General features: G+C 70.3%; 25 protein-coding genes and 1 tRNA gene. 9 read left to right on the plus strand and 17 right to left on the minus strand.

The features are described from left to right. Nucleotides 1-153: 153 nt before the first annotated feature. Nucleotides 154-1,143: a helix-turn-helix transcriptional regulator gene (locus ACZ69Q_RS33915; RefSeq protein WP_471049456.1), complete on the plus strand. Its 990-nt coding sequence runs from the start codon at nt 154-156 to the stop codon at nt 1,141-1,143. 796 nt (nt 1,144-1,939) lie between these two features. On the opposite strand, the gene ACZ69Q_RS33920 is transcribed toward ACZ69Q_RS33915, so the two are convergent. After that, nucleotides 1,940-2,599, minus strand: a complete 660-nt coding sequence (locus tag ACZ69Q_RS33920) for a TetR/AcrR family transcriptional regulator (RefSeq protein ID WP_471049460.1) — start codon at nt 2,597-2,599, stop codon at nt 1,940-1,942. Nucleotides 2,600-2,995: 396 nt separating this feature from the next. After that, nucleotides 2,996-3,994, minus strand: a complete 999-nt coding sequence (locus ACZ69Q_RS33925; protein WP_471049463.1) for a sigma-70 family RNA polymerase sigma factor — start codon at nt 3,992-3,994, stop codon at nt 2,996-2,998. Between the two features lie 199 nt (nt 3,995-4,193). On the opposite strand from ACZ69Q_RS33925, the gene ACZ69Q_RS33930 reads away from it, so the two are divergent. Beyond that, nucleotides 4,194-4,724 (plus strand): GNAT family N-acetyltransferase, encoded by a 531-nt coding sequence (locus ACZ69Q_RS33930; RefSeq protein WP_471049466.1) that lies wholly within the window; start codon nt 4,194-4,196, stop codon nt 4,722-4,724. Between the two features lie 44 nt (nt 4,725-4,768). Here ACZ69Q_RS33930 and ACZ69Q_RS33935 read toward each other — a convergent pair whose 3' ends face one another. Continuing rightward, complete coding sequence (locus ACZ69Q_RS33935) at nt 4,769-5,554, minus strand: dioxygenase family protein (protein WP_471049469.1); 786 nt, start codon at nt 5,552-5,554, stop codon at nt 4,769-4,771. Between the two features lie 120 nt (nt 5,555-5,674). On the opposite strand from ACZ69Q_RS33935, the gene ACZ69Q_RS33940 reads away from it, so the two are divergent. After that, nucleotides 5,675-6,226 (plus strand): MarR family winged helix-turn-helix transcriptional regulator, encoded by a 552-nt coding sequence (locus ACZ69Q_RS33940; RefSeq protein WP_471049471.1) that lies wholly within the window; start codon nt 5,675-5,677, stop codon nt 6,224-6,226. A 115-nt stretch (nt 6,227-6,341) separates the two neighbouring features. On the opposite strand, the gene ACZ69Q_RS33945 is transcribed toward ACZ69Q_RS33940, so the two are convergent. Then, the gene (locus tag ACZ69Q_RS33945; protein WP_471049474.1) at nt 6,342-7,883 is read right to left on the minus strand and encodes an MFS transporter; all 1,542 of its coding nucleotides are present in this window, start codon (nt 7,881-7,883) and stop codon (nt 6,342-6,344) included. A 241-nt stretch (nt 7,884-8,124) separates the two neighbouring features. Further along, a complete protein-coding gene (locus tag ACZ69Q_RS33950) occupies nt 8,125-8,769 on the minus strand; it encodes a TetR/AcrR family transcriptional regulator (protein ID WP_471049477.1) in 645 nt (214 codons plus the stop codon). 291 nt (nt 8,770-9,060) lie between these two features. Between ACZ69Q_RS33950 and ACZ69Q_RS33955 the strand changes: the two genes are divergently transcribed. Both ACZ69Q_RS33955 and ACZ69Q_RS33960 read left to right on the plus strand, forming a co-directional pair. Continuing rightward, nucleotides 9,061-10,341, plus strand: coding sequence for a M6 family metalloprotease domain-containing protein (locus ACZ69Q_RS33955; protein WP_471049480.1), 1,281 nt, complete (start codon nt 9,061-9,063; stop codon nt 10,339-10,341). Nucleotides 10,342-10,797: 456 nt separating this feature from the next. Then, nucleotides 10,798-12,480: an IclR family transcriptional regulator domain-containing protein gene (locus tag ACZ69Q_RS33960; RefSeq protein WP_471049482.1), complete on the plus strand. Its 1,683-nt coding sequence runs from the start codon at nt 10,798-10,800 to the stop codon at nt 12,478-12,480. A gap of 58 nt (nt 12,481-12,538) precedes the next feature. On the opposite strand, the gene ACZ69Q_RS33965 is transcribed toward ACZ69Q_RS33960, so the two are convergent. Further along, a complete protein-coding gene (locus tag ACZ69Q_RS33965) occupies nt 12,539-13,126 on the minus strand; it encodes an NADPH-dependent FMN reductase (protein ID WP_471049485.1) in 588 nt (195 codons plus the stop codon). Nucleotides 13,127-13,344: 218 nt separating this feature from the next. On the opposite strand from ACZ69Q_RS33965, the gene ACZ69Q_RS33970 reads away from it, so the two are divergent. Both ACZ69Q_RS33970 and ACZ69Q_RS33975 read left to right on the plus strand, forming a co-directional pair. Then, nucleotides 13,345-13,420 (plus strand) — tRNA-Arg (locus ACZ69Q_RS33970). Nucleotides 13,421-13,913: 493 nt separating this feature from the next. Next, entirely contained in the window at nt 13,914-14,147 is a 234-nt protein-coding gene (locus ACZ69Q_RS33975; protein ID WP_471049488.1) for a helix-turn-helix domain-containing protein, read from the plus strand. Nucleotides 14,148-14,263: 116 nt separating this feature from the next. Here the strand turns inward: ACZ69Q_RS33975 and ACZ69Q_RS33980 are convergent, their stop codons facing one another. The 3 genes from ACZ69Q_RS33980 to ACZ69Q_RS33990 are packed head-to-tail and all read right to left on the minus strand — an operon-like array spanning nt 14,264 to nt 16,058. After that, nucleotides 14,264-14,422 (minus strand): hypothetical protein, encoded by a 159-nt coding sequence (locus ACZ69Q_RS33980; protein ID WP_471049491.1) that lies wholly within the window; start codon nt 14,420-14,422, stop codon nt 14,264-14,266. Beyond that, complete coding sequence (locus tag ACZ69Q_RS33985) at nt 14,419-14,751, minus strand: DUF6415 family natural product biosynthesis protein (RefSeq protein ID WP_471049492.1); 333 nt, start codon at nt 14,749-14,751, stop codon at nt 14,419-14,421. Before ACZ69Q_RS33985 ends, ACZ69Q_RS33980 begins: the two co-directional genes overlap by 4 nt. A 56-nt stretch (nt 14,752-14,807) precedes the next feature. Next, nucleotides 14,808-16,058, minus strand: a complete 1,251-nt coding sequence (locus ACZ69Q_RS33990; RefSeq protein WP_471049494.1) for a helix-turn-helix domain-containing protein — start codon at nt 16,056-16,058, stop codon at nt 14,808-14,810. Nucleotides 16,059-16,184: 126 nt separating this feature from the next. Between ACZ69Q_RS33990 and ACZ69Q_RS33995 the strand changes: the two genes are divergently transcribed. Together ACZ69Q_RS33995 and ACZ69Q_RS34000 are read left to right on the plus strand one after the other, a co-directional pair. Beyond that, on the plus strand, nt 16,185-16,379 hold the full coding sequence (locus tag ACZ69Q_RS33995; protein ID WP_471049495.1) for a hypothetical protein: 195 nt from the start codon (nt 16,185-16,187) through the stop codon (nt 16,377-16,379). A gap of 25 nt (nt 16,380-16,404) precedes the next feature. Continuing rightward, nucleotides 16,405-16,626, plus strand: coding sequence for a hypothetical protein (locus tag ACZ69Q_RS34000; RefSeq protein WP_471049497.1), 222 nt, complete (start codon nt 16,405-16,407; stop codon nt 16,624-16,626). A gap of 56 nt (nt 16,627-16,682) precedes the next feature. On the opposite strand, the gene ACZ69Q_RS34005 is transcribed toward ACZ69Q_RS34000, so the two are convergent. From ACZ69Q_RS34005 to ACZ69Q_RS34040, 8 genes are all read right to left on the minus strand, one after another. Beyond that, the gene (locus ACZ69Q_RS34005; RefSeq protein WP_471049498.1) at nt 16,683-17,042 is read right to left on the minus strand and encodes a hypothetical protein; all 360 of its coding nucleotides are present in this window, start codon (nt 17,040-17,042) and stop codon (nt 16,683-16,685) included. Then, entirely contained in the window at nt 17,039-17,449 is a 411-nt protein-coding gene (locus ACZ69Q_RS34010; RefSeq protein ID WP_471049499.1) for a hypothetical protein, read from the minus strand. The genes ACZ69Q_RS34005 and ACZ69Q_RS34010 overlap by 4 nt, the downstream gene beginning before the upstream one ends. Nucleotides 17,450-17,479: 30 nt before the next feature. Beyond that, nucleotides 17,480-17,788 (minus strand): hypothetical protein, encoded by a 309-nt coding sequence (locus ACZ69Q_RS34015; protein ID WP_471049502.1) that lies wholly within the window; start codon nt 17,786-17,788, stop codon nt 17,480-17,482. 24 nt (nt 17,789-17,812) lie between these two features. Continuing rightward, nucleotides 17,813-18,739, minus strand: a complete 927-nt coding sequence (locus ACZ69Q_RS34020; protein WP_471049504.1) for an N-acetylmuramoyl-L-alanine amidase — start codon at nt 18,737-18,739, stop codon at nt 17,813-17,815. Nucleotides 18,740-18,803: 64 nt separating this feature from the next. Next, nucleotides 18,804-19,049 carry a hypothetical protein gene (locus tag ACZ69Q_RS34025; protein ID WP_471049506.1) on the minus strand — a complete coding sequence of 82 codons (246 nt, stop codon included), beginning with the start codon at nt 19,047-19,049 and terminating at the stop codon, nt 18,804-18,806. A 9-nt stretch (nt 19,050-19,058) separates the two neighbouring features. Continuing rightward, nucleotides 19,059-19,556: a hypothetical protein gene (locus tag ACZ69Q_RS34030; RefSeq protein ID WP_471049509.1), complete on the minus strand. Its 498-nt coding sequence runs from the start codon at nt 19,554-19,556 to the stop codon at nt 19,059-19,061. Beyond that, complete coding sequence (locus ACZ69Q_RS34035) at nt 19,553-20,062, minus strand: hypothetical protein (protein WP_471049510.1); 510 nt, start codon at nt 20,060-20,062, stop codon at nt 19,553-19,555. Before ACZ69Q_RS34035 ends, ACZ69Q_RS34030 begins: the two co-directional genes overlap by 4 nt. Before the next feature lie 10 nt (nt 20,063-20,072). Then, nucleotides 20,073-22,514 carry a hypothetical protein gene (locus tag ACZ69Q_RS34040; RefSeq protein ID WP_471049512.1) on the minus strand — a complete coding sequence of 814 codons (2,442 nt, stop codon included), beginning with the start codon at nt 22,512-22,514 and terminating at the stop codon, nt 20,073-20,075. Nucleotides 22,515-22,521 lie beyond the last annotated feature (7 nt).

The following is a 22,521-nucleotide window of genomic DNA, read 5'->3' on the forward strand; positions in this document are numbered from 1 at the left end:
CCGCAGTGGTCTCGGCGGCCGAGGTGGACGGGGTGGTGGGCTGTGCCTTGTCGCTGGTCACACGCGCCGGTTCTGTCTCGGTTGCGGTCATGGCTCAAAGCTATGGCTTCATTAGGTCAGGTCATGTCCTAGTTCTACGGCATCCTCGAATTCATGACGACGGACACTCCGGCACGGCTCCTCACACTCCTGTCTCTCCTGCAGACGCCCCGCGAATGGCCGGGCGGTGAGCTCGCCGGCCGGCTCGGGGTGTCCCGGCGCACGGTGCGGCGTGACATCGACCGGCTGCGGGAGCTCGGGTATCCCGTGCAGGCGACCAAGGGGTCCGACGGCGGCTACCGGCTCGTCGCGGGCAAGGCGATGCCGCCGCTCGTACTGGACGACGAGGAGGCGGTGGCCATCGCGGTCGGGCTGCGGGCCGGGGCCGGGCACGCGGTCGAGGGGGTGGAGGAGGCGTCGGTGCGGGCGCTGGCGAAGCTGGAGCAGGTGCTGCCGTCGCGGCTGCGGCACCGGGTGACCACGCTTCAGGCCGCGACCACGCCGCTGGTCAGTGGGGACGGGGGGAGTATCGCGCCCGAGACGCTGACCGTGATGGCGTCGAGCGTGGCGGGGCGGGAGCGGTTGCGGTTCGCGTACCGGGCCAAGGACGGGACCCAGTCGCGGCGTCTGACGGAGCCGTACCGGCTGGTGTCGACGGGGCGGCGTTGGTACCTCGTGGCGTACGACCTCGACCGGGGGGACTGGCGGACGTTCCGGGTGGACCGGGTGAGCGAGCCGTTCGCGACGGGGGCGCGGTTCGCTCCGCGGGAGTTGCCGACGGGGAATGCGGCGGAGTATCTGCGGCAGTCGATGTGGCGGCGGCAGGAGACGTACGACTTCTCGGTGACGTTCGATGCGCCGGTGGAGTTCGTGGCGGGTCGGTTGCCGGGGTGGGTGGGGGTGCCGGAGGCCGTTGACGGCGGGGCTCGGTGTCGGCTTCGGGGGTCCGTGGGGGATGCGGTGGAGTGGATGGCGGTGCGGCTGGCGATGGTGGACTGCGAGTTCGTGGTGGAGACGCCGGAGGAACTGGTGCGGTGCGTACGGGAGTTGGGCGGGCGGTTGAGCCGGGCCGGGGGTGGGGGTGGGGGTGGGGGTGCGCGTTGATGCCTGCGGCGCCTGTGCGGGGTGGGTGGGGGTGCGTGTAGCGCCAACGGTTCGGTGGGTGGGTCGGGGCCGCGCCGGGGGGTGTCCGTCCTCGGTCGGGCGGTTGCTGTCGGGCAGAGAGGCCACCGTCCCTTGACGCCCGCCGCTGCGGGCGGACACCCCCCGGCACGTCCCCTTACCGCCGTACGCGGGTGCTGCGCCAGCCCCGGCACGTCCCCTTACGCCGTACGCGGGTGCGGCGCCATCGCCGGCACGTCCCCTTACGCCGTAGGCGACTGCGGCCACGTCCCAACGCAGGCCGCCTGCAACCCCGCCAGGGGCGCGGGGAACTGCGCGACCGGCCACGACGAACCCGCAGCCACCGGACACGGTCGACACCCGCAGCCCCCTCATGACGCAGGCCGCCCGCAACCCCGCCAGGGGCGCGGGGAACTGCGCGACCAGCCCCCACGAACCCGCAGCCACCGGACACGGTCGACACCCGCAGCCCCCTCATGACGCAGGCCGCCCTCAACCCCGCCAGGGGCGCGGGGAACTGCGCGACCAGCCCCCACGAACCCGCAGCCACCGGACACGGTCGAAGTCCGCAGCCCCTCGTAGCGCAGACCGCCCGCAACCCCGCCAAGGGCGCGGGGAACTGCGCGACCAGCCACGACGGACCCGCAGACGCCGGACGTTGGCGACGGCCGCAGCCCCTCGTGACGCAGGCCGCCCGCAACCCCGTCAGGGGCGCGGGGAACTGCGCGATCGGCCCCCACGAACCCGCAGGCGCCGTACCCGAGTTCGTCGGACTGGCTCAGTGCGCTGTGATGTTCTCCCACGGGAAGTTCCGCAGGGCCGCCAGGTTGCGTAGGGCCTGGGCTGCCGGGCCCTGAGGGCCGTCCGCGGGGGCGTCTCCCGTTGCCCAGGTCTCCACGGCCACGCGTATGGAGGCGGCGGCCACCGCGGCGGCGAAGTGGAGGGCGGCAACGTTGTCGGTACCGCCTCTTTGCGCCAATGCCTCGGCCAGCTTCCCCTCGGACTCGTGGCACACCTCGGCCCAGACCTTGCGCAGGGCGGGGTTCGACGTGGCCAGGCGGACCAGGGTGCGGGCCCACTGCCAGGAGGACTCCGAGACGCCCGCGCCCGGGGTCAGAGTGTGGCGCAGGGCGTGTTCGAGGGCCTCGGGGACGGACAGCTCGGCGGGGGCGTTGCGGACCGCCTGGGTCCAGCGGTCGGCGCCCGCCGCGTAGAGCGGGGACACCGCCTCCTCCTTGGTCGCGAAGTAGCGGTAGAAGGTGCGCGGCGCGATTCCGGCGGCCTGGGCGATGTCCTCGGCTCGGGTGGCCCGCAGCCCCCGTCGCACGAAGAGGGCGGCCGCGGCGCGGGCGATCTCCATGCGGGTCGCCGCCTTGCGCCGCTCCGTCAGGGAGAGGGACGAGGTGGCCGAGGGCTGTGCGGGGGTGGGGCTGGTCACGTTCGGCAGGCTATGCCCATGTGACACAATCTGCCATCCGGGTGGGCCACCCCGTGGTTCAGGTACGGGGTGACCCGCCCGTCCAGGCGTGCGGAAGCAGAAAGAGCCGGGCCCCGGCACCCAGGGGGGATAGGCGCCGAAGCCCGGCTCAGGGGAAGTCCCGGCGCCGGGGGGAGTGCGTCGGGACTTGGTCTGGTGAGGCTGGGTCCGCTGGATCGATCTCCGTCCGGGACCCGAGGCCGGTCGCCTCGGGATCCGAACTCCCTTGCCCGGAAGTCTTGTTCCCGGTGCCCTGTGCATTGAAGCGGCGTTACATCGCCATGTTTGCGCGGTCTTTGGCCACCGGGCGTACGCGCCCGCCCCGGGGTGTACGCCCCCGCCCCTCCTGATGGAGGATCAGGCGGCCGCGTCGAAGCCGGTGCTGCGCGCCAGCTTCTTCAGCTCCAGCAGGGCGTGCTTCTCGATCTGACGGATGCGTTCGCGGGTCAGGCCGTGCTCCTTGCCCACTTCGGTCAGGGTGCGTTCCCGGCCGTCCTCGATGCCGTAGCGCATCTTGATGATGGACGCCGTGCGCTGGTCGAGGCGGCCGATCAGGTCGTCCAACTCCTCGCTGCGCAGCAGGGTGAGGACCGACTGCTCGGGTGAGACCGCGGAGGTGTCCTCCAGGAGGTCGCCGAACTGGGTCTCGCCCTCGTCGTCCACCGACATGTTGAGGGACACCGGGTCACGGGCCCAGTCCAGGACGTCGGCGACGCGCTCCGGCGTCGAGCCGAGCTCGGCGGCGATCTCGGTGTGCTCCGGGTCCCGGCCGTGCTCCCGGTTGAACTCGCGCTGGACCCGGCGGATCCGGCCGAGCTCCTCCACCAGGTGGACGGGGAGTCGGATGGTGCGGGACTGGTCGGCTATCGAGCGCGTGATGGCCTGACGGATCCACCAGGTCGCGTACGTCGAGAACTTGAAGCCCTTGCGGTAGTCGAACTTCTCCACCGCGCGCACCAGACCGGCGTTGCCCTCCTGGATCAGGTCGAGGAGGGGCAGGCCGCTGCGCGGGTAGCGGCGGGCCACCGCGACGACCAGGCGGAGGTTGGAGCGGATGAAGATGTCCTTGGCGCGCTCCGACTCGGCGACCAGGGCTTCGAGCTCTTCACGGGTGGCGTCGGCCTTGGCCTCCTCGTACCCGTCGAGGACCTGCCTGGCGAACACACCCGCCTCGATGATCTGCGACAGCTCGACCTCTTTGGCTGCGTCGAGAAGCGGCGTACGCGCGATCTCGTCGAGGTACATGCCGACCAGGTCGCGGTCCGCGATCTCGCCGCCATGGGCGCGAACACTGCTTGCCGCGTCGGCGGTCCCGCCGGTGGCGGACTGACGACGGGCGACGGCACGGGTTGCCATGCGTGCTCCCTTGCGGTGGTGTCCCCCCGCTCGAGCGCACTCGAGAAGGGGAGGGCGGGCGGTGGTTCGTGAACGATCGGGACTCTTGTCGAGTGCCCGCCGTTCGATGGAAACAACGACTGGAATCAGGACAGAATTCCCAACCCACCCCTCTATTTTTCTGATCTTGCAGTATCCTGCCGGGCCACAAGGAGGGCCGATGCCGTCGGAACGTACAGAGGTGCAGGTCAGGCCGGGAATCGAGAGTGACCTCGATGCCCTCACCGCCATCTACAACCACTACGTACGCGAGACGCCCATCACATTCGATACCGCGGTCTTCACGCCGGAGGAGCGCCGCCCTTGGCTGCTCTCCCACCCTGAAGACGGCCCGTACCGCCTGATGGTTGCCGCGGAGCGGGACTCCACAGGCAACTCTCAGCGGATTCTCGGCTATGCCACATCCGGCCCTCACCGGCCGAAGCCCGCGTACGCGACCTCCGTCGAGGTGACCATCTACCTCGCGCCGGACGCCGGCCGGCGCGGCATCGGCACGCTCCTCTACAAGGCCCTGTTCGACGCCCTGGCCGGCGAGGACCTGCACCGCGCCTACGCGGGCATCGCCCAGCCGAACGAGGCGTCCGTCCGCCTGCACGAGCGGTTCGGTTTCCGGCACGTCGGCACCTACCGCGAGGTCGGCCGCAAGTTCGGCCGCTACTGGGACGTGGCCTGGTACGAGAAGGAGCTCTGAGCCCACCGGGCGGGGCGGGCGGAGGCGCCGGTGACGGGGAGCTCTCAGCCGAACTGCACGGATCGCTTCGCCAGCCCCATCCAGAACCCGTCGATCACCGACTTCTGCGCCGCCTGCTCGCCGGCCGCGTCCGCCGCGCCCATCGTCACGAAGAGCGGGGCGAAGTGCTCGGTGCGCGGATGGGCGTAGCGGCCGGCCGGGGCCTTGTGCAGGAAGTCCAGCAGGGCGTCCCAGTCGCGGCTCTCCAGCGCCCGGCGGCCCCAGTCGTCGAACTCCACGGACCAGGCGGGGATGCCGCCCTGCCGCAGTGCGGCGAGGTTGTGGGTGAAGAAGCCGGAGCCGACGATCAGCACGCCCTCGTCGCGCAGCGGCGCCAGCCTGCGCCCGATCTCCATCAGCCTCACGGGGTCGAGGGTCGGCATGGAGATCTGGAGGACGGGGATGTCGGCCCCGGGGTACATCTCGACGAGCGGGACGTAGGCGCCGTGGTCGAGGCCGCGGCCGGGGATGTCCTGCACCGGCATGCCGGGGGCGCGCAGCAGCTTGCGTACGGACTCGGCGAGCTCGGGCGCGCCCGGGGCCGGATAGGTCACCTGGTAGTAGTGCTCCGGGAAACCCCAGAAGTCGTAGACGAGAGGAACGGTCTCTGTGGCGCCGATGGCGAGGGGGGCCTCCTCCCAGTGGGCGGAGACCATGAGGATCGCCTTGGGGCGCGGCAGGCCGGCGGACCAGGCCGCGAGCTCACCGGGCCAGACCGGGTCGTCCGCGAGGGGCGGGGCGCCGTGGCTGAGGTAGAGGGCGGGCATGCGCTCCTGTGTGGCGGCGGACATGACGTCGACTCCCTCCGGAGACCTGAAGCCTCATGTGCTTTAAGTCTAAACATTCCGTACCCGAAAACCGTACGTCCAGGTAGTTAAAACTTCAAGGAGAGCTCTCGTACAGTGGAGTACATGAATACGGCATCGACCCCCGCGTCACCCGCGTCCGCGCCCGCATCCGCCTCGTCCGCGCCCACGCAGGAGACCCGCTGGCTCACCGACGAGCAGCAGCGTGTCTGGCGCACCTACCTGGACGCGGTCACCCTGCTGGAGGACCACCTCGACCGCCAGCTCCAGCGCGACGCGGGCATGCCGCACATCTACTACGGCCTCCTGGTCAAGCTCGCCGAGTCGCCGCGCCGCCGGCTGCGGATGACCGAGCTGGCGATGTACGCGAAGATCACCCGCTCCCGGCTCTCGCACGCCATCGCCCGGCTGGAGAAGAACGGCTGGGTCAAGCGCGAGGACTGCCCCGACGACAAGCGGGGCCAGTTCGCCGTGCTGACCGACGCCGGCGTGGCGGTGCTGAAGGAGACCGCGCCGGGCCATGTGGAGGCCGTGCAGCAGGCGATGTTCGACCGCCTCACCGCAGAACAGCAGAAGGCCCTCGGCGAGATCATGCGGATCGTCGCCGAGGGCCTGCAGCCGACGGAAGCGGGTGCGGACCTGCCCTGGCTCCGCTGAACCGCTCATTCAGCGAGGCCGGGGCAGGCCCTGAAGGCCGTACGTACGGAGCGTCCCCATCCCCGTACGTACGCCTGGTCCCAAGGGGTACGACCGGACGGTCGTCGTCGCGCGACTAGTGCGCGACGACCGGCACCGCCACCTCGTCCTCGGCGCCCTCCTCGGAGGAGGCCACCGTCGAGCCGCCCGGACGGCCGGCGTTGACGAAGGTCAGCGCGATGGCCGCGGCCACGACCAGGATGCCGACGGCGAACCAGATGGCGCTGGTGTAGCCCTGCACCATGCCCTCGAGCTGGACGAGCTGCTGCTGGGACTTGCCGGACGCGCCGGCGATGTGGTCGGCGATGTAGGACGTGGTCGCCGAGGCGGCGATCGTGTTCAGCAGGGCCGTACCGATGGCGCCGCCCACCTGCTGCGAGGTGTTGACCATCGCGGAGGCGACACCTGCGTCCTGCGGCTTGACGCCCTGGGTGGCCAGGGACATGGCCGGCATGAACGCCGTACCCATACCGAGGCCGAGCAGCACCATCGCGGGCAGCAGGAGCGCTGCGTACGAGGAGCCGATCTCGAGCTGGGTCAGCAGCAGCATGCCGAGGGCGGCGACCAGGAAGCCGGGGCCCATCAGCAGCCGCGGCGCGACCCGGGTCATCAGACGGGTGCCGATCTGGGTCGAGCCCGTGATCATGCCCACGATCATCGGCAGGAAGGCGAAGCCGGTCTTCACCGGCGAGTAGCCCTTGACGATCTGGAGGTAGTAGGTCAGGAAGAGGAACAGGCCGAACATCGCGATGATCGCGAGGCCGAGCGAGAGGTACACACCGCCGCGGTTGCGTTCGGTGACCACGCGCAGCGGCAGCAGCGGGGCCTTGACCCTGGCCTCGACGAGGACGAAGGCCAGCAGCAGCACGCCGGAGGCGACGAACATGCCGACCGTCAGCGAGTCGCCCCAGCCGTTGGACTCGGCGCGGGTGAAGCCGTAGACCAGCGCGACCAGACCGAGGGTGGACAGGATCACGCCGGGGATGTCGAGCGCGGAGCGGTTGCGGCCGCCCTCGGGCTCACGGATGACGAACCAGGCACCGGCCGCGGCGACGATGGCGAACGGGATGTTGACGAAGAACGTCCAGCGCCAGTCCAGGTACTCGGTGAGGAAACCGCCGAGGATCAGACCGACCGCACCGCCACCACCGGCGATGGCGCCGTAGATACCGAAGGCCTTCGCGCGCTCCTTGGCGTCCGTGAACATCACGGCGAGCAGGGAGAGAGCGGCCGGGGCGAGCAGCGCGCCGAACGCACCCTGAAGGGCACGGGCGCCGAACATCATGGCCTCGTTGGTGGCCGCCCCGCCCAGCGCGGAGGCCGCGGCGAAGCCGCCCAGACCGATGACGAAGGCGCGCTTGCGGCCCCAGAGGTCGGCGATACGGCCTCCGAACAGCAGCAGACCACCGAAGGCGAGGGCGTAGGCCGTGACGACCCACTGCCGGTTGCCGTCGGAGATGCCCAGGTCCTGCTGGGCGGAGGGCAGGGCGATGTTCACGATGGTCGCGTCGAGGACGACCATGAGCTGGGCTATCGCGATGAACGCGAGCGCTTTCCAGCGATTGGGATCGGCGGCACCGAAGGCACTGCCGGGAGCCTTTGCGGCTGTTTCAGACATGGGGGTACCCACTTCGGGACTTCGTGACGGAAAAGATCAAAGGAAAGGGGACGGCTCGTCGGCTGTGACGGCCGGTGAGATTCAGGGATCGGGTGGTTCGATGACGTCGGGTGACTCGAACACGTCGACCGACTCGAACACGTCGGGTGATTTCGAATACGTCGGGTGATTCGAATACGTACGGTGTGGTGACTACATACGGTGTGGTGACTGCCGTGGTGCTCTGAATTGAGCGGTCAGGTCAGGCCTGGCGCAGGTCCTCCATGGTCAGCGCCGTGCCCGGCAGGACCGAACGGGCCGGGGCCCGCAGTCCGTCCAGGAATAGCTGAAGATGACGGTGGACATAGCGGTCGGCGATCTGGCACCCGGTTCCGGCCGGCGGCCGGCTGAGCTGGGCCGTGGCGATCATGACATCGCCGACGTCCACGTCGGAGCGGAGCTGGCCGGCCGCCTTGGCGCGGTCCATGATCGCCCCGATGAGGCTCTCGCACCGCTCGCGCGAGGCCTCCAGGTCCGGGTGATTCTGGTCGAAGGTGCTCTGGACCATCGGGCACAGCGCGCTGATCCGCTCGTCGGCGGCAGCGTGCACGAAGCGTTCCAGTGCCTCGAAGGCATCCCCGGTCTGCGTGAGCGCGAGTTCGGCCGCCGCCACCGTACGGTCCATGACGGAGCAGACGACCTCGCGGACCAGCGCGTCGCGGTCGGGGAAGTTGCGGTACACCGTGGCGTTGCCGACGCCGGCCCGGCGGGCGATCTCGTCGAGCGGCACATCGGGGCCGAACTCGACGAACATCTCCCGGGCGGCGGAGACGATCCGCTCCCGGTTGCGCAGGGCGTCGGCGCGCGGCCGGGGTGCCTTGCGCGTTACGCGGGTCACGGTCTGCACGACGTACTCCTGATGCTGCTGGGTGGCGGCTGGTGCCGCCGGGTGGCGATCCGGGGAAGCTGTCCCCGTTTCGCGCGGACACATGGCTAAACGGGGAGACGATCCCCGGTTATTTCCCGACCGGGAAAAGATTCCATGTGACCTGAGTCACATTCGATTGGGTATGCGGATTCCGGGAAGAAACCTCCGTTCGGTCTCTTCCAACGCGCGCCCGCGCACCCCTCGACACAGGGTGATCGAGAGGGTGCAGCGCGCAGGCCGGCGGGCTGCCATGGACTGAAGGGCCCATGCATGCAGCCGAGCCGTCGGATACGCCCCCGCCGTGTCGCCGCCCTCGCCTCCGTGACCGCCCTGACATTCGCGGTCAGCACCTCGGCAGGCACCGGGCACCTCACGGCGGGCACCTCGACGGTGGCCGGGGCGGGCCCGATCTCGCCGGAACACCCCTCCGCCCTGCGCCCCTGCATGATCACCGGCCAGCCGACGATCCAGATGTCGGAAGGAATGCCGACACCGCGCGGCTACTCCCGTTCCACCGGCACCGTCCGCGCCCTGACCGTCATGGTCGACTTCCCCGACGCACCCGGTCCGGGCCGCGCCCTCGACCGCTTCGACGAGTTCTTCCCCCAGACCCAGGACTGGTTCCGCACCAGCTCCTACGGCCGCCTCGACTACCGCACCGAGACCCCGATATCCGGCTGGCTGCGAATGCCCAAGTCCTTCCGGGCCTACGGCATAGAGCGCGGCGCGCCCTTCGACCCCGGCTACCGGAAGCTGGTCCAGGACATCGTGGTCGCCGCCGATCCGAAGGTGGACTTCCGCTCGTACGACTTCCTGAACGTCCTGGTGACCCCGAACGCCGGCCCGTCGGCCCTGGACACGGTCCTGTCGGTGACCTTCGCGGGCAACACCGAGGCCCCGGTCGCCGACGGCGTCTCGGTGGCCAACGCGTCCTTCGTCTACTCCCGCCAGGACGACGGCTCCGGCACCTACCACCGCACCGGCTACCGGGTCCTGCCCCACGAGAACGGCCATGTCTTCGGCCTGCCCGACCTCTACACCGCCGAGGGCGGGGGCGCGGTCGGCCACTGGGACATCATGAGCGAGGACTGGGGTGCCAACAACGACCTGCTCGGCTGGCACAAGTGGAAGCTGGGCTGGCTGGACGCCGCGCAGGTGCGGTGCGCGGTGAACCCGGGGACCACGGAGTACGCCCTCACCCCGCTGGCCCGCGAGGGCGGCCCGAAGCTGATCTTCGTACCGCTGAGCCGCCGCACCGGTTACGCCCTCGAACTGCGCACCCGCGAGGGCAACGACGAGTCCGTGTGCCGCCCCGGCGTCCTGATCTACAAGGTCGACGCGGACGTGGACACCGGGATGGGGCCGGTGAAGGTCCAGGACTCCCACGAGGACAGCGGCGGCTGCACCCGCAGCCCGAACGTCCACGCCGAACTGTCGGACGCGACGTTCGGCCCCGGGGAGGAGTTCCGGGATGAGGAGCGGGGGGTGCGGGTGACGGTGCTGGGGGTGGATCTGACGGGGAGCTATCGGGTGCGGGTGGGGCGGGAGTAGGGGGTGGGGCAGGGGGTGGGGGTAGGGGGTGGGGGTTCTGACGGGGAGCTATCGGGTGTGGGTTGGTCGGGGGTAGGGGGAGGAGTGGGGGCTGGGGCGGGTGTGGGTGAGTCGGGGCTGGGGTGGCGGGTGTGGGTGAGTCGGGGCCGAGGGTGGCGGGTGCGAGGGTGGCGGGTGCGAGCAGGAGTGTCGCCGGGGCTCCGGCAGGCGCCTCGGCCGGGGCATCGGGCCGGGCATCGGGCGGGGCATCGGGCCGGGCGTCGGGCGGGGCATCGGGCGGGGCATCGGGCCGGGCATCGGGCCGGGCGTCGGGCCGGGCGTCGGGCCGGGCGTCGGGCCGGGCGTCGGGCGGGGCATCGGGCGGGATATTGGTGCGCGGGCGTGTGCCCAGGTCGCCGCGGGCGCGCGTGGGGCGGATTACGGTTGAGGCTGCTGCGAACGCCGTACGGAGAGCCGATGCCCGCGAAGACGACCCTGGACGACGACCGTGCCGTGCCCGCGGAGGCGGTCACGCCGCTGATTCGGGGTGTGACGGTGCTGCGGCGGCTGACCGAGGCCGGCGGGACGCTGAGCGCGAGCGGGCTGGAGCGCCGCACCGGCCTGGCACGGTCGACGGTGGACCGGATCGCCTCCACGCTCGCGCGCATGGGGTACGTCCGCCTCGACGGCCGCGACATCGTGCTGGCGCCGCGCGTGATGGAACTGGGCAACGCCTACCTGGCGGCGCTCGCCCTGCCCTCCCTCCTCGCCTCCCACGCGGACGCGCTCGCCGACGAGCTGGACGAGTCCGTGTCCCTGGCGGTCGCCGACCGCGACGGCATCCGCTTCATCCATCAGGCGACCCGCCGCCGCGCGATGTCCCTCAGCTTCCGCATCGGCGACCTGCTCCCGGCCGAACGAACGTCGCCGGGCCCGCTGTTCGCGACGGAGTGGACGGACATGCAGTGGCGGGCGTGGCGCGAGCGCCGGGCGGCGGACCCGGACGACCGGGGCTTTCCGGCCGCACCGTGGCAGTCGCACCCGTCCTCCGACGAGGACTTCGAGCGCCGGGCGGCGCGGGCGCGCAAGGACGGCTGGGCGCTGGACGACCAGTTGATCGAACCGGGGCTGGTCGCGCTGTCGGTACCGGTGCGCGATCCGCGCGCGGGCGGCCGTATCGCGTGCGTGGCGAACGTGGTGAGCCACACCAGCCGGCACACCGCCGCCGACCTGCGCGACACGCTCCTCCCCCGCCTGCGGACGGCGGTGGCGGCGATGGAGCGCGAGCTGCGCGAGGCTCCCGAGCCGCGCCCCGCGACCGCTCCGGCGGGCCTCGCGACCTGGACGGGCGCCTCCAAGCAGGAACTGGGCAGGGAGTTCGTCGAGTCGCTGGCGCGCGGGCTGACCGTACTGACCGCGTTCGGCGAGGGCCGGGCCGAGCTGACGCTCACGGACGTGGCGAACGCGACCGGGCTGGCCCGCGCGACGGCCCGGCGCGCGCTCATCACGTACGAACACCTGGGCCTGGTACGCCCGTCGGGCAACCGCACCTTCTCCCTGACTCCCCGAGTCCTGTCCCTCGGCTACCCTCCCCTGTCCCGCACTTCCCTGGCCGAGATCGCGACCCCGCACCTGGCCGAACTGGCCGACAGAGTGCACGAGTCGGCGTCCCTGGCGGTGCTGACGGCGTCGGCCGAGGAGATCCAGTACATCGCCCGCGCCGCCACCAGCCGCGTGATGAGCGTCAACATCACGATCGGCACGCGACTGCCGGCGTACGCGACGTCGATGGGCCGGGTACTGCTCGCGGATCTCCCGGACGGCGACGGCCAGTTGACGGCCGCCCTGCGCGACCTGCGCCCACTGACCACGCGCACCATCACGGACCCCGCGACCCTGGAGACGACCCTGTCCAGCGTCCGCACCCACGGATACGCCCTGGTCGACGAGGAACTTGAGGCGGGCCTGCGCTCGGTGGCGGTACCGGTCCGCGACCGCACGGGCACGGTGGTCGCCGCCCTGAACGTAGCGATGCACGCGGCACGCCGATCAGTGCAGGAGTGCGTCCGGGACGTACTGCCCGAACTGGTGGAGACGGCGGGACGGGTGGAGGAGGATCTGCGGGTGGCGGGGCGGTTTGGTGGGGTTGGGGTGGGGTGAGGGGCGGGCCGGCGGCCGATGCGGATGGCATGGCCAGCCGCGCGCGTCGGCTGTCGCCTCAGCCGTCGTACGGCCTGGCGGCGCGGCCCTCGCGCAGGGTGAGCGCCCACCAGGCGAGCTGGTCCAGCAGCACGGAGGCGGCCTTGGCGGTGCCGTCCTGATCACGGGGGTGCCCGTTCTCGTCGAACTGTTCCCAGGCCATGTGAAAACTGACGGTGTCGCGCAGGGTGACGGCGTGCAGCTCGGCGAAGACCTGACGGAGCTGCTCGACGGCCCGCTGTCCGCCCGCCATACCTCCGTAGGAGACGAAGCCGACCGGCTTGGCCCGCCACTCCCGGTAGACGTAGTCGATGGCGAGCTTCAGGGACGCCGGGTAGCCGTGGTTGTACTCGGGCGTGACGACGACGAACCCGTCGAGCCCGCCGATGCGCTGGGCGAGGGTGGGAGCGTCGCCGGAGCCGTCGGACTGCTCCAGGGTGAGCTTGAGTTCCGAGGCGAGGTCGGGCTCGGACAGATCGATGACATGCGTCTCCATGTCGTCACGGCGCCCGATCTCGGACAGGAACCACGCCGAGACCTTGTCGGCGAACCGCGCGGGACGAACGCTGCCGACAAGAACGCCGATCTTGAGCGGGGGCAGGGACATGGATGTACCTCGATTCCGGAAAGCGGTCAGGGGTGATCGCGGGGCGCTTGTGGCCTGACCCCGCGAAAGCAACGTAAAATCTCAAGCTAACTTGAGGTCAAGCGGCCCCGGCCCCACGCTCCCGTCCACCCCACCGAAGATCACCGAGCCCCCACCGATCACCGACAACCGGCGCGAACCCCGAGGGACGAATCCGCTACGCTGTCAGGGCACCTTCCGCCTTCGTAGCTCAGGGGATAGAGCACCGCTCTCCTAAAGCGGGTGTCGCAGGTTCGAATCCTGCCGGGGGCACCAGGTTTGATCAGGGGTTAGGCCCCGGAACTCCCAGGTCAGGGAGGGTCCGGGGCCTTTCTCTTGCCCTCGGTCCCCACTCTGCCTACAGACTCCCTACGCCCTGGATACAGGCTTGGTACGCGAGCCGATCTCCTAAATATCTCCTAAACGATCAGCTCGTTTCCGCAGGTCAGGCCAGACATAAGGCGGCCCCCGCAACCGGTCAGAGTTGCGGGGGCGCCCGGTGCCGGGGTGCCGCCGGAGGGGGGCACCACAACGGAGGCTCCCCCGGCACGACTTGGCGACCTACGTGGTCCGCACACTCAGGTCTATCAGGAGGCACGCCTTCCGGTCTGTCGCCCATTCGTGTGAACGTGTGTTCGATTAAGTGAAACTACCTCCACCCCTGCGGCATATGCCAGTGCGCCGCAGGGGTGGGCCTTCCTATTCATGATCCAAAAAAGCCTCAAAGTAGCTGCTGACTAATGATCATGCGGGACAGAGCGTGTGTCGAGTGCCGCCCGCAGATCAGTCTGAGTGGATCCCGAATGCCCGCCGCGCGCTTGGTGTACGCATCCGGACACGGCGCCTCCACAGGAATCTCACACAGGAGCAACTCGCCGAGCGCGCCGGTCTGGACCGCTCGACCATCCAGCGCATCGAGGGCGGACTCAACGACCCGAGGTACAGCCACCTGCTCCGCATCGCCGACGCCCTCGACACCCCGCTCGCCGACCTCGTCCGCTGAAGGCCCGCCGTCGGCGCCAAGGGGTGCACACGACGGCGGGCCAGGGCCGCCTCGGGGGACTTAGCGGCCGCATCACCCGCCACCGGCACGATCGGCGCCGTCCCGGTAGCGGGGGTCTACCACTCGGTCTTGCTGTACGGGTGCCAGTGGCCACCCTTGCCGTCCCTTGGGGGGTGCCCGGCCGGCTCGGTGCAGTGGACGCGAGTGCTCGGATGCTCGTCCCAGCAGTAGCCGGAGATCCGGCCACGCATGCGGGGAAGGGTCTTCGTGCTCATGAGCGCCTCTCCTGGAGGGCGTAGCAGCGGCGCGCCAACTCGGCGACGTGCATAGCCGCGGAGCGCAGGCCAATACCGAGGTCGCCGGCCATTACCTTGCGGGCTTCGTCGATCGCCGTCTGCCGGGAGTACCACTCGGGCGTTCCACGGTTCAGCTTGTCCGCTGCCGCCTGCGCGACGGGCAGCAGCTTGTCGATGGCCGCGCGGAGTTGCTCGTCGAGCTCGACGAGCCGCTCGTAGGTCGGGAGGATTCCGGTCGCGGCAAGGCCTTCTTCGACCAGGCCGCGCACCTCGGTTTCCCCTGTGTGGCGTGTGCTTCCCGTAGTCACACCGTGACGGTAGGAGCGGGGAGCGGGGAGCAGGGGTGCAGTTTGCACCCCCTCGCTCATGCGGCCAGCAGCCCCAGTTTCACCGCGAGTTCCGAAGCGCGGCGACGCCGGGCCGGGCTCTTAGCCTCGGCCTCCTCCAGCACAATCCGCTTCGCGTACCCGTTGTACTTGATCGTCTCCGGTGCGGCTTCGTGTGCCTGGTTCAGCGTCGCCAGCGCAGCATCCGGCTGCCCGTCCAACTGGTAACCGCGCGCCTCCTCGATCCGGTGCCGGGCGCGGCGCGGCCGAGACGGGATCGTCACCGCGTCCGCCGCCGCGGCCTGCCGCACGGACTCCCCTCCCTGGTGTAGCTCGACGGCGACGGTGACCGCGTGCGCGCCCATGATGGCGCGGCCGAAGCTGGTGACCGGGTGGTAGTAGTCCGCCGGCAGCCGGTCGGCCATCGCGCGGGCCTGGTCCCAGTACCGCCACGCGGTGCCCGTCTCACCCCTGCGGGCGGCCGTGTAGCCGGCCTCGAAGGTGAGGGCGCCGGCGATGGCGAGGACGTCGTCCGAAGCGTCCGGCAGCAAGGGGTCCAGGTAGGTGAGCGTCTCCAGGTTCACGGCGTCCGCGGCGTCGTAGTGCGCGGGCCCGGAGTCCCGGTGTGCCTGGGCGGCGAGCCACGCGGCGACACCGATCGCGTGCGGATCCTCTGACTCCTGCGCGGCGATGAGCCCGCGGTCGGCGACGCGCCACAGCAGGGCGGGGTCCGGCTGATAGGCGCAGAAGAACTGGGCGAGGGAGTAGACCTCGGCAAGGATCGCGTGCGCGGCCCGGCGGTCGGCGCCGGTGTCTGCCTGCCGCACTGCGGCCTGCGCGTCCCTGATCAGATCGGGCAGCAACTCGCCCACGACCTCGCGGTGATTGGGCGCCTGGTGACGGGCAGCCCATGCCCGCGCGAGGCGGGCGCGAAGATGTGCGGCTGGCGGGGCGGGGCGCTGTGTGGTGAGGGGGAAGGCGTCGACGGCGGCCTTCACCTCCGGCAGGCGTGGGTGGCCGGGGCCGGTGAACAGGTCGACGTGCACGGACTGGTCCCCAGTGAGGTCGGACAGGTCCCGGACGCGGAGGATCTCAGCCAGCCGAAGGATGATCTCCAGCCGAGGGGTACGGCGCCGGCCTGTCTCGATGTCCTTTACCCATTGCCCTGAGCGGCCTGCGAGTCCGCCGAGTTGGTCGCGGGTGAGACCCTTGCGGGTGCGGAGGATCTGTAGCCGCTGGCCGAAGATAAGCGGGTCAGCGTAAGGGTCCGGGGTAGCATCAGATGGCACGGTCTCGCCCCTCTCTGTACAGCTCGTCACTGTCAGGGTATGGGGCGGGACCATCTTCGTGTGAGGCCTCTGGATTGGCCGGGGCACGCATGAGTGATTCGGCCCTCGGCTCCGTAGCCTTGTGCCATGCCCCTGAACTCCCCGCCTCCTGGGCTTGTGCGGCCTGCTGCCGTGGTGAACGCGGAGATCCGCGCGCTCGTCGTGGCGTGCGGCGGCTGGCTGTACGGGGAGACACGCGAGCGATACGAGCGGCTGGTCGCGGAGTGGACGATCGCCGTCGCCGCGGAACGCGGGCATGGGGGCATAGTGGAGGCTGCGTGACTGGGGCGGCTTAAGATCTCCACTCGTGAGTGACACCGACTTCCCCGAGGAACTGATCGCGCTGGAACGTTCCGCCTGGAACGCAATCCAGGCCGGCGCCCTCACGGCCAAGCAGGCACTCGCCGTTCATCGCGGCATCGCAGCATTCGCGGAGGAGGCCGGCCTGCCTCGCCTTCAGGTGGAGCAGGAGCTGAAGAACGCCGTGCGGCACCCCCGATCCGCCGACACCAAGACGGGCATGGACTAGGACACGACGAAACGCCCCCACCCTCCCGCCGTGGCGGAAGAGTGGGGGCGGCGCCGTCACACTCCAGTTCGGTTGTATTCCTCAACCAAGGGATGCGGGGGCTCAGGCTCGATCCCCGCCCTGTGTATCTGTCGAAGCCACCGGTCCGCGCTCCAAGAAAACGCGCGGACGATCGCCTCCAGTCGGGACATGCGTACCCGCAAGCTGCCGTTCTCCTCGTCGACGCGCTTGACCGTGGCCTGCAACACGGCCAGGTCAGCAGACCGGAGCGCGGGCGCTGCCTGCGCTTCAGCCGCCGCCTGTGTCGCCTCCGCTGTCGCCGCGGCTGCCTGTCTCGTGGCCCGGGCGGCGAACAGCCCAGCCACCACCATCCCGACCGTGCCGAACGCGGCCACGATCGCCGCCCAGATACTCACCCGGGCCCGCCTTCCTGGGCGGGCTGCGGTGCGTGGGGAACCGAGTACTCGGGCACCGCGCTCGCCCACAAGATGACCCCGACGTGCGAGGTGAGGTACCAGATCGCGACATACGCGCCGCGGGAGAAGTCGCCGCTGACGACAGCGGCCGCGTAGGCGATAGCCCACACCGTGGGGGGAATCAGGGCGACGACGAACCCGTATCGGTCCCGACCGATACGGAGGAACGCCGAGCCGGTGGTGATGAGACCGGCTGCGATCCACAGCCAGGACCAGTGACGGATGTCGCCCAGATCGGTCAGCAGGCGCAGCCCCTGTGTGGCGGGTGGGTCGACGAGCATGCCGAATCCCCAGCAGGTCTTGCCTACGCCGATGATGAGGAGGAAGGCGCCGCGGCGGCCCAGCATCTCGCGGAGCCGAGCCGCACGGCACACCACCTAGGCCGCCTTGACGAACGAGTCCTGCGCCTTGGCGCTGACGCCCACCGGCTTCCAGAACCCGAAGTGGCTGAGCACGCCGGTGCCGAAGCTGACGAGCGCCAGGACGGCCGCGGTGCCCACGCTGTACCCGGCGTCGTGCGGTCCGGCGTACTCGGTGACGAAGCCGGTTGCGGTGGACAGGGCGAGCAGGAGGACCGCCTTCCACCCGGCGTGCGTGACTCTGGTGGTCACCAGACCGACGAGGACGGGCAGGATGACGGAGACGAGGAGGCCCAGCCAGTAGGCATTGTTGAGGTCCACGGTCATGACGTTCTCTCTTTTCAGGAGGGGCTACGCGACGACCGCGAAGCCGTACTTCTTGCCGAGGCGGGTCAGGGAGTCCTTACCGGGGATGCCGTCGGCGTCGTCGCCCCGGTAGCTTCCGCCGTCCTTGGAGCGCTGCCAGTCGGCATAGGCGTCGACCGTCGCCGTGCCGTAGTGCCCATCGAGGAGCGGCTTTGCCAGCAGTCCTGCGTCGACGAGCGCGGCCTCCACGATGCGCACGCCGCTGTAGGTGACGGGGGTGCCCTTCGCCGTCGGGTTGGTGAGCGCGGCGTAGCGCAGCTTGGACAGGTCGACGACCGGCTTCGTCGGCTTGGGCAGCGGGGTGGTAGCGGGCTTCGTGCCGAGCCGCTTGGTGACGCGGTCGAGGATCGCGTCCCAGTCCATGCCGGGCCCGCGAGGGTCGACCTTGCCGGGCTGCCAGTCGAGGTGGCGCAGAGCCGACCGGGCGGACCAGCCGTGGTAGCGGCAGAGTGCGGAGATAACGCGGACGATCGCATCGATCTGCACGTCGGGCCACGGGTCCTTGTTGTCGCCGAGGTTCTCGCACTCGAAGCCGTAGAAGGCGCGGTTGCCGTCGACGGTGGCCTCGGTGTCGAGGGGCGGCCGCCGCTCGGCGATGACCGCGGCGAGGACGTCGGGGTCGCCGAGGCCCGCGTGATTCGCGCGGCCGTAGCCGACGAGGTGGACCCGGCCGTCCTTGGCGATGACGCCGTGACACAGCGGACCGGGCAGGGAGGCGTGCCCGTCGCGGCAGATCTTCACCGTGGCGGCGGTTCCCTTGGTCACGGTGTGGTGGATCATCACGCCATGCACGGGACCGAACGGGCCCTTGCTGTTGCGGTTGTGCGTCTCCCAACTGCCGACCTCGACGACGGATACGCCCTCGTCGATGAGGCGCTGAAGGAAGGTTCTTGCGGGCGGCGGTGTGGCCATGCGTGCTCCAGACATGCGAAGGGTCCCGGCCGGATGGCGCGGGACCGAAGGGGTGGGCGAAGGGCTACAGGCTGTCGCCGGCCACGGTGAGGCGAGTGACGCTGACGACGGAGGCGTTGGGAACGGAGCCGAGACTTTCGGCGAACGCCCGGACGGCGGCGTCCAGGGCGTCGGGTGTGACGCCGCCGGGCTGGCCACCAATAAAGAACTGGCAGGTGCTGCCGCCGTCCATGCCGCCGTCGTTGACGCGGACTTCGTAGGCGGGGCGGCTGCTGTCGTTTGCGGTGACGCGGAGTTCGAGCTCGGCCATTGGGGTCTCCTATGCGGCGGCTTCGTACACGAAGGTCATGCGGGTCTGTCCGCCGGAGGCGAGGGTCTCCGGTTTGCTCGCGGTCATGAAGTCGATGCGGGTGTCGTTTGTGGCGGTGGGGAAGAACGGGCTCATGGTTGTGGCGTTGCCGCTGATGACCGTCGATCCGAACCAGCGGGCAGTGCCGAGGTAGTGGGCGTTGCCGATGAGGTTGGCGCCGGCGTTGGCGGCCTGGAACGGGAGGCTCCAGTTGTAGTTGCCGGTGCCGTAGGTGGTCGTCGAGCCGTTGGTCTGGTTGATGGTGGCGATGACCGTCCGGCCGACCTTCATGCTGCGGCCGACGATCGATCCGTTGCCGATGTTCGGTGCGGTTCCGCTCGATGCCCAGGTCGGGGTGTAGCTGGTCCAGGCCGCGAGTATCGAGTTGATCTGATCGCGGATCTCTTGGTTGAGCAGGGCGGCGGTGACGACCTCGCCGACGACCCAGGTGCGGGGTGCGAACGTCACTGGTTCGCCTCCTCGACGAGCGGGGCGAGAGACTCGCGCGGGACACCAGCCAGTACCGCGGACGCGAGGGCGTTCGCCAGTTCCATGCCCTCAGGCTCCGGTTCCTTCGGTGCGGGCGGCCGGTCCCAGCTCTCGTCGTCCGGGTGCCACCAGTTCCGTTCGTGCGGCAGCCTGTCGGCGACGTCCGCCTCGGCGGCGTCCGGGTCCTCGGGGAAGACGAGCCGGAACCAGCCGGCGCCGCACTCGGTGCAGGCGAGCCGTTGATCGGCGGGGGTGACGACCTGCGCGGAACCGCACGGGCAGTCGGCCACCCAGCGGCCGTGGTTGATGCGGGCGTAGATCCTGTGCCCGAGGATGAAACCGTCCGGTGGTTCGAGGCGGCGCTGCTGGCGCAGCTCGACCCAGCGGAAGACTCGCTCGGCCGGCGGCACCAGCGCCCAGTAGCCGGGCGGTTGGCCGGGCGGTGGCAGGTAGAACGTCTCGGCCCGCACGACGGGGATGGACACAGCGCACCTCCTAGTAGGCGAGTCGGGTTGTGGAGTCGAGGACCGAGTAGGTCGAGTCGTCGAGGACCCACACGGTGTCGGTGTCCGCCCTGCTGGTGTGGAAGTCGAGGCTGTGCTGCCACAGGCCGATGCGCTCGGTGTAGCCCTCGACGATGGCGGTGGCGGTACTGGCCGGCGCCTGGTCCGGCAGGGCGGTCAGGCCGATGACGGTGGACACGTCGGCGTCCAGCAGGGCGCGGTAGGTGGCGACCGGCATGCTGTACGCCTCGACGGGCACCTGCCGCACCTCGGGCGGCGGATCGGCGTACCGGCTGATCAGCCAGTTCGCTGCGTCGGCCGCGGAGTTGTCCGTGTCCTTCAGGAGCTGCAAGTCCTGCGGCTTCTCGCCGTAGGCGTCGATCGAGTCCTGGCTGATGACGCGCTGCGTGGCGCCGCCCGGCCGGGACGCGGTGACGGCGTTGACCACCTTCTGATCGTCGTAGGCGTACTTGACGCCGTCGGTCTCCAGGTCCGCGTAGGCCAGCGTGAGGGCGGCCACGGGGTTGTACCGCAGGTCCCTGCTCTGGAACACCAGCGGCGTCCCGGAGCTGCGGTTGGTGAGCAGCTTCCCCGACTCGGTGCGGGCCACGTCCCGCATGTGTTCCAGCGCGCTGCGGCCGAGCTCGGCCTGCGCGGCGAGCGCGTCGAAGGTCGAGCCCTGCATGGTGACGGAGAGACCGGCGTAGGACGCCAGCCTGGACATGCGGACGTCCGCGTCCTCGCCGGCGTGCGCGGTGGTTCCCGTCGTGTAGTGCGGGGTCAGGGACGCGGAGGTCACCGACCGGACGTACAGCGCGACGTGGGCGATGGTGCCGTTCCACAGGCGGCCGTTCTGGAAGCCGCCGACCTGGAGGGTACGGGCGCCGTCGGTCACGCCGGTGGTCACCGCATACGAGGTGCCGTCGACGTGCACCGTCTGCTCGTTCTCGTTGTAGATCAGGTGGTGCAGGTTGCCGTCGGCGAGGTTCGGCGAGGCGGCCACCACGAACGCGGTGAGCGGGCCGCCGACGAACGACGAGTACTCGATCTGCACTTTGCCGGTGCCGGACTCCAGCGAGACGACGATGCGCTTGCTGGCATCCGACGACATCCAGCCGAGCAGCACGCGCCCGTTGGTGCTGGTCGAGAACCACGCTTCAGCGCGCACACGGAAGCTGACGTTCGCGGCCTCGACGGTCCCGCCGAGGTCGGCTTGCAGATACTTGCCCGCGCTCGCCGACGCGGGCGTGAACACCGGCGCTGTCGCCCCGCCGGCTCCCATAGGCCCGGTGCCGGCCCCGAACTCCAGGGTTCCTCCGACGCTGGCCTGCACGAGGGACAGGGAGCCCACGTTCTGGGTGCCCGACAGGTCTCCGGCGCTGGTGCTGTCGGACGGCTCGGTCAGCGGGTAGTACGCGCTCGGCCGGTCGAGCAGGACCTCCTGCACCAGCATCGGCTGGAGGGCCTTGACGATGTTCGCCCAGGTGAGCAGATCCGTGCACGTGATAGTCGCGGTGGAGTGGAGACCCTTCCACTCGGTTGGCCAGTCCTGCACCAGGCCAAAGAACCGGGGGTGCACGGTTGCGCCGACGAGGTCCCACTCGCAGTAGTCGGCGACGCCGCCGGTGCGGGCCGCGGCGAATTCCACGGCGTGGGTCTGGCTGGTCACCCAGGACGGGGCGGCGAGGGAGCGGCGCGTCGTCCAGGTGGCGCCGTCGCTGGACGACTCCCAGAACACGGTGCCGCCCGACTCCCGTACCCGCAGCCACATGTAGCTGAACGGCGAGTAGGTGAACGTGACCGCAGCGCCGTCGGAGAACGCGGTCTGCGACTCGGCGGAGACGACGCCGGTCAGAGCGTTGTACCGCCAGCCCAACCGGGTGCCCGACGTAGTCGAGTTGACCCACATCGAGCACACCGCCGACGACGAGCCACCCGCCGCCGGGATCGTGACCAACTTCGCCGTGAGCTTGCTGGCGACCAGCGTCCACTCGCGGACCGACAGGTAGCCGGCCGTCACCCCGGGCGTGAGCGGGATCCGAGCGCGGCCGCCCACCTCCGACACGCCGCCGTAGCTGTTCGGCCACAGCGTGCTGGAGATGCGGTTGTCATCGAAGTCGTCGGCCAGCATGTCCATCGGATAGGGCGACGACCCCGTCCGCGGCGTGAACGTCGCAACGCTCACGCGGATCGGTACCCCCTTCTTGACGTTCGGGTAGTAGGGCGACGCGGCGCGTGCCGGAGTGAACCGGCCGTCGCTGTTGGTGAGCGCGATCCGGCACGTGCTCGGCTGGATCTCGGACAGTTCGTCCTGCGCGCCGCGGTCGATGTCGATGCCGCGGATCAGGTCGACGTACTCGCTGACGTCCGTCAACACAGGCGACGACGAAGTGAGCGTCGCGCCGAACGCGACCTCAACCAGGGTGTTCGTCACCGTCCCT

The sequence above is a fragment of the Streptomyces sp. NPDC036764 genome, assembly GCF_055609385.1.